Below are 4448 nucleotides of genomic sequence, written 5' to 3'. Positions count from 1 at the left end.
GAGTGGGAGACCAGCAGCGCGGCCCCGTCGGGGTTCTCCATCTCCTGGGGCTCGTTCTTGCCTCGCGCGACCAGAATCCTGGAAGCGGCGCTCATCGCCGCGGCAGCCCCGTCCCGTGCATGCCTCATGGCGGGCCCCCTCGCCTTCTTCCATCACCGCGTGACTTCGCGCTCGTCCTGGGTTTACCACGGGCGGGGCGGACAGGACCCCCGATGGTCTGTCGCCGGTCGATTCGCGACGTTCGCCCCGTGCGTCGTTGGACCTTACACCACGCTTATACGCGCCGGTCGGGCCGGGCGCTGATCCTTCTCCCGCCCTGCTCGCGGTGCCGTGACGGTGCGCGCCCGGGGCCTCACGCAGCGGTCCGCGGGCCGCCCGGCGCGGACGTGGTCGATGTGGCTGAGCACCGCGGTGAACCCCGGGTCGCCGGTGTGCCGGCCGTGCCGGACGTCCAGCTCCGTGCCGTCCGCCACGAAGATCAGCCCGTCCGCGATGCTCATGAACGGGGTGTCGTCGCGGGTGTGGCCCTGGCTGAAGATCTCGCCCGGCACATCGAAGATCAGCAGCGCGTACTGCCGGCCGGTGTGCCCGCTGGTGATGCGGTAGGCGCAGGTGAACTCCGGGCTCAGCGCCCGGCGGGTGACCGGCAGGGGCCTGCGGTCGCGCAGCAGGTCGAAGCGGTTCCTGGCGAACAGCTCCCGCTGCAGCCGCGGGTCGAGCGGCAGCACGTCCAGCCGGTGCGAGATCTTCAGCGCGGACTGGTCGAGCTCCTCGGTCATCGCCGCGAGCAGGTGCGACTTGCCCGACCCGGACGTGCCGACCATCCCGACGATCAGGACGGTCATGCCGCCGAGCGACGCGGGCACGAAGTGGTCCTTGCCGGTGGCCTCGCAGACCCGCCAGGCGTGCATCGTCCGGGTGCGCCAGCGGACGTCGCTCTCGCCGGACTCCCGGGTCAGCGCGATCTCCTCGCCGTCCACGGTGCGGTCGACGAGCGGGGCGCTGTTCCAGTCGAACTCGCTCAGGCAGTACGGGCACACCATGGTGCGGTCGGGGCCGTCCGGCGGGCCGGGCACCCGGGGCCGGTGCGGGGACTCCGCACCGGTGTCCCGGCTCGGCCCCGCCTCGGGCGTGTCGTAGGCGGTTTCGTCGGCCGCGGTGCCGCCGGCCGTCGCGGCGCCGGCGGGCGCGTCGCCGGGCGCGGCGCCGCTCGGCCGGGCGTCCAGGCCCGGGGCGGTGACCGGGTCCAGGTCCAGGTCCGGGTTCGCGGCGGGCAGCGGGTAGGCCGGCCCGTCGAGCTTCGGCGGAAGCTTGGGCCTGGGGGGTTCGGGGTCGCTCACGGTCACCTCACGAGCAGGACGGCAGTGACGATCAGGGCCACGGCGAGGACCCCGAGGACGAGGAGGAGCAGCAGGACGCCCGCGCCGCCGGGGGGCGTCCCGTCCGGGGCCGTCCCGGACGGCGCGACGGGGCTCGCCTGCACCCGCGCCCGCGGCGGCTCGGCCGCGGTCCGGCGGCTCCGGCGGAACTCGCGCTGGCGGCGGCGCAGCTCGCGGAACTCGGCCCGCCCGCCCTCCTCCGCGGCGTGCCGCAGGTCGCGGACGGCCGAACGCGGCCTGGTCTCGGGCAGCACCGCCTGGGGAGACGCCTGCGGAGTCGCGTGAGGGGGCGCCTGGCCAGGGGACGGGCGCCGGGGCGGAGCCGCCGGATCGCGCCGGTCCTCCGGGACGTGCCCGGGCGGCGGCGGTTTCGGGCGGCTCCGCCACAGCCGGTCCCTGATCTCGCCGGGGGAGACGGCATGGCCGCCGGAGGCGTGGAAGGCCGGTTCGAGCACCTGCGCGAGGTCGGCGTCGACCTCGGCGAGCTCGGCGACGAGGGCCGCGGGCGTGCCGCCGCCGGGCGAGCCGATGGCGAGCCGCAGCAGCAGGTGGGCGGCGGCCTGGACGTCCGGGACGTCGCCGGCCGGCAGCCCCGTCGGCGTGCCGAGCGCGGATCCGGCGAGCGCCTCGGGCGGGCCGAGCGGCTCCACGTGCCCGAAGCCGTGCAGCTCGACGCGCCGGCCGTCCCAGAACACCGTGTCCGCCGAGACGGCCCGGTGCGCGAAGCCGAGGTCGGCGAGGAACGCGAGCGCGCCGAACAGGTCGCGCGCCGCCCGGCCGAGCTGCACGTCGTCGAGCCGGGGCGCCGGGTCGCACCGGGAGACGGGCACGCCGCGGCGGGTGACCATCAGGCACACGGGGCTCTGCGCCGCCCGGAAGCCGATCATCCGCCCGGCGGACGCCTGCCGCCCGCCGATCCGGTCGTAGACCTCGGCCTCGCGGCGCAGCAACTTCGCGCCGGTGGGCGTGAGGGCCGTCTTGAGCAGGACGTCGCGGTCGTCGGCGCGGCCGTAGCGGTGGCTGAGGAGCGCGTCCTCGTGCCGCAGCCCGCCCTGCACGAAAGTGACCATGACCCGACCGGATTGCCCGAAAGATGACTTTTGGAGGGTGAATGTCTCTTCCGCTGGCGCTCCAGCCTGTTCCGTGTAGATAGCGCCCCCTCGGGTCATATTCACGGTGTGACGAATAAGTGGTGGTAAGGATCCGCTAGGTGTGACGCACGGAGTTGGGGGAAGGTTGCCGCCTTTTTCGGCCGAGGTCGGCAGGGGTGAGGCGGGCACGGCCCCGCCGCCACGGCGCCGCCGGTCTGTCCGGCGCTGTGCACGGGGCCGCTCGGCCTCCGCCCCCGTCCCGCCGCCCCTGACGACGCGACCGGACATGGACGGATTTCCGGGAGTGTGCAAAACGCAATGGACAACGTGCTAAGAAAATGCCGCTCACCGGCGACTCGGCAGCCGCGCCGGCTTGACGGGGAATGCGGACTCCGGCCGGGGCGTTCTTCTGGTGATGAGCGACAGGACGGATGCGGAAGCGGCGCGGACGCGCGAGGTGCTGGAGGCCGAGCGCGAGCGCACGCTGGCCGCCGTCCGCGCGCTCGACCGCGACCGCGAGGGCATCGTGGAGTCGGCCCGGCTGTCGGCCGTGGACGACGAGCACGATCCCGAGGGCGCGACCCTCGGGTTCGAGCGAGCCCACGTGGAGGCGCTGCTCGCGGCGGCGCGGGGCCGTCTCGACGACCTCGACCGGGCTCTGGAACGGCTCGCCGCGGGAACCTACGGCGTCTGCACGTCCTGCGGTCGCCCGATCGGCGCCGGACGGCTCGCGGCCCGGCCCGCCGCGGCACTGTGCATCTCCTGCGCCTGAACGTCCCGCGCGCCCCCTCCTCCGTCGACTGGCCCGGCGGCTACGCAGCACTGACCTTCCGGCACATCGGGTTCGGTCACGCTCCGTATTGAAGAGAGCACCGTGCGGGAAGGAGAGAGGCGACCGCGACGTCCCAGGAAACACTCGGGAACAGGAAAAGCTCATGCGCCTCTCCACCATGGCCCTCGCCGGCACGACCGCCGCCCTCAGCCTCGCCTTCACCACCGCCCCGGCCATGGCCGGGACGGAGACCAGGCTCTCCGCCGAACCCGTCCAGCTCACTTCCCAGGGCTACGGTGCTCTGATGATCGGCAGTTCCGAGCGGGCCGCGCTTCGCACCGGGATGCTGGTCCGCAAGTCCACCGGACGGTGGTGCGACGGCTTCGACCTGAAGGGCCACCCCACAGGCCGCGACGACCTGTCGGTCTACATCTCCAAGAAGTACGGGGTCGCGATGATCCAGCCGCCCCGCGGCGCCCGCACTCCGCGCGGCGTCCACGTCGGCTCCACGCTCCCCGAGCTCAGGCGCGCCTATCCGGGCGTCCGTCGCGACGTCCACGGCTTCTGGGACGTCACCGCGCCCCGCAACCACCGGGCGCTGTACCAGTTCGAGGCGGAGCGCGGGCACGTCACCATGATGGCGCTGAGCCTGAAGAACCAGGACTGCTTCAACTGATCGGCCCCGGGGCGCGCACCCTTCCGCCGACCTCTGAGTGAACGCGTCTGAGACGGCAATACCGGAGGACACGTCCCCCCGGAGGTGCGCATGGTCTGGCTCGGACTTCTCCTCGTCGTCGCGGGCGCCGTCCCGGCTCTCACCGCGGACGGTGAGCTCGGCGGTGTCGACCTCACCGTGGCGGGGGCCGCCGTCATGGCCGTCGGCGCGGTCCTGCTGGTCGCGGGCATCCTGCGGCTGCGCGTCCGGCGCCGTGTCGGGTCGCCCGGCGCGGCCGCGCAGGCCTACTACCGGACCTCGACCGGCAAGATCGTCGCGATGGTGATCGCGGTGGTCTACATCGTCTCGCCGGTCGACCTGATCCCGGACGTCTTCCTGCCGTTCGGAATCGTCGACGACGCCACCGCCCTCACCTGGCTGCTCTTCGCCCTCGGCCAGGAGTACACGCGACGATCCCGCACGCGCCGCCGCGTCCCCTGACGCGGCGCGGGCCGGCGGTGCCGTCCGGAGAGGGGAAGCCGGCGGCGTAC

Annotated in this window: 5 protein-coding genes; 3 read left to right on the top strand and 2 right to left on the bottom strand. The window is 73.9% G+C overall.

Going from position 1 to position 4448, the window contains the following annotated elements:
• Nucleotides 1–263: 263 nt before the first annotated feature.
• Nucleotides 264–1340: a hypothetical protein gene (locus tag AB0C69_RS38725; protein WP_360361025.1), complete on the bottom strand. Its 1077-nt coding sequence runs from the start codon at nucleotides 1338–1340 to the stop codon at nucleotides 264–266.
• 2 nt (nucleotides 1341–1342) lie between these two features.
• A complete protein-coding gene (locus AB0C69_RS38720) occupies nucleotides 1343–2449 on the bottom strand; it encodes a hypothetical protein (protein ID WP_360361023.1) in 1107 nt (368 codons plus the stop codon).
• A 436-nt stretch (nucleotides 2450–2885) separates the two neighbouring features.
• Between AB0C69_RS38720 and AB0C69_RS38715 the strand changes: the two genes are divergently transcribed.
• From AB0C69_RS38715 to AB0C69_RS38705, 3 genes are all read left to right on the top strand, one after another.
• Entirely contained in the window at nucleotides 2886–3242 is a 357-nt protein-coding gene (locus AB0C69_RS38715; protein ID WP_360361020.1) for a TraR/DksA C4-type zinc finger protein, read from the top strand.
• 163 nt (nucleotides 3243–3405) lie between these two features.
• Nucleotides 3406–3918, top strand: a complete 513-nt coding sequence (locus tag AB0C69_RS38710; protein ID WP_360361017.1) for a hypothetical protein — start codon at nucleotides 3406–3408, stop codon at nucleotides 3916–3918.
• 90 nt (nucleotides 3919–4008) lie between these two features.
• On the top strand, nucleotides 4009–4398 hold the full coding sequence (locus AB0C69_RS38705) for a DUF1232 domain-containing protein (RefSeq protein ID WP_353834822.1): 390 nt from the start codon (nucleotides 4009–4011) through the stop codon (nucleotides 4396–4398).
• Nucleotides 4399–4448 lie beyond the last annotated feature (50 nt).

The sequence above is a fragment of the Actinomadura sp. NPDC048032 genome (assembly GCF_040653175.1).
Classification (GTDB): domain Bacteria; phylum Actinomycetota; class Actinomycetes; order Streptosporangiales; family Streptosporangiaceae; genus Spirillospora; species Spirillospora verrucosospora.
Note: the sequence above shows the minus strand (reverse complement) of the source record. Positions and strands in the feature narration are given on the sequence as shown.

Coding starts and splice junctions, on each gene's coding strand:
- AB0C69_RS38720 (WP_360361023.1), bottom strand. CDS start 2,449: ATGGTCACTTTCGTGCAGGGCGGGCTGCGGCACGAGGACGCGCTCCTC.
- AB0C69_RS38715 (WP_360361020.1), top strand. CDS start 2,886: ATGAGCGACAGGACGGATGCGGAAGCGGCGCGGACGCGCGAGGTGCTG.
- AB0C69_RS38710 (WP_360361017.1), top strand. CDS start 3,406: ATGCGCCTCTCCACCATGGCCCTCGCCGGCACGACCGCCGCCCTCAGC.
- AB0C69_RS38705 (WP_353834822.1), top strand. CDS start 4,009: ATGGTCTGGCTCGGACTTCTCCTCGTCGTCGCGGGCGCCGTCCCGGCT.